The sequence below is a fragment of the Pseudomonas sp. P5_A2_2 genome (assembly GCF_054177685.1).
The window spans coordinates 1-1,000 of sequence record NZ_JBGCUL010001364.1; the positions used below are offsets into that span (position 1 = coordinate 1).

Annotated in this window: 1 protein-coding gene and 1 pseudogene; both read right to left on the reverse strand. The window is 61.0% G+C overall.

The window, feature by feature from the left end; all coding sequences use genetic code 11:
* Positions 1–158: pseudogene (trpC, locus tag ACXRVY_RS31460) on the reverse strand (indole-3-glycerol phosphate synthase TrpC); the annotation flags it as partial.
* Positions 155–1,000, reverse strand: an 846-nt coding sequence (gene trpD / locus ACXRVY_RS31465; protein WP_458239273.1) for an anthranilate phosphoribosyltransferase, incomplete at its 5' end; no start/stop codon positions are given. The pseudogene trpC and the gene trpD, both read right to left, overlap by 4 nt.

Sequence of the window (1,000 nt, forward strand, 5' to 3'; positions counted from 1 at the left end):
AGCTTGGCCTGAGCCAGCAAGGCCTTGGCAAAACCACGGGGCGCATCGGCCACCTTGGCCAGCCTTTCCAGCTCGGCGAGGCTGACGCGAGCGCTGCGCTCGGCCACTTCCTCGACTTTGCGCGCCAGAATCTTTTCCAGAACCGTCGGTATACTCATCCCTCATTCTCCACTTTGAATACCGCGGTAAACGCACCCAGCTCCTCGAGCTTTTCCCGAGCGAGGCCGGTGTGCAGCGCATCGTGCGCAAGTGCAACTCCCTCTTTCAAACTGCTGGCATGATCGGCGGCGTACAGCGCGGCACCGGCATTGAGCATGATCATCTCGGCCGCTTTCTGACCGTTTTCGGTCTTGCGCTTGCCCAAGGCATCGCGAATCAGTTCCAGGGACGCCGCCGGGCTATCCACCGCCAGGCCATGCAGGCTCTGGCTCTTCATGCCAAGGTCTTCCGGCTCGACCCAATACTCGGTGATCTGGCCATCCTTCAACTCAGCGACAAACGTTGGCGCAGCCAGGCTGAACTCGTCCAGACCATCCTTCGAATGCACCACCAGCACGTGTTTGCTGCCCAGACGCTGCAGCACTTCCGCCAGCGGCCGGCACAGGGCCTGGGTGAATACTCCGACCACCTGATGCTTCACACCCGCCGGATTCGTAAGCGGGCCGAGCATGTTGAACAAGGTCCGCAGACCCAATTCGCGGCGCGGGCTTGCAGCGTATTTCATCGCAGAGTGATGGGTCTGGGCAAACATGAAACCAATACCAACGTTGTCAATACAGCGCGCCACTTGCACCGGTGTCAGGTTCAGGTAGATACCGGCCGCCTCCAGCAGATCGGCACTGCCGCTCTTGCCCGAGACTGCACGGTTGCCATGCTTGGCCACGGTGCAGCCAGCAGCGGAAACCACGAACGCAGCAGCGGTCGACACGTTGAAGATATTGGCACCGTCGCCGCCAGTGCCCACCACATCGACCACACCGTCGAGGGTCTTGAGTTCGAC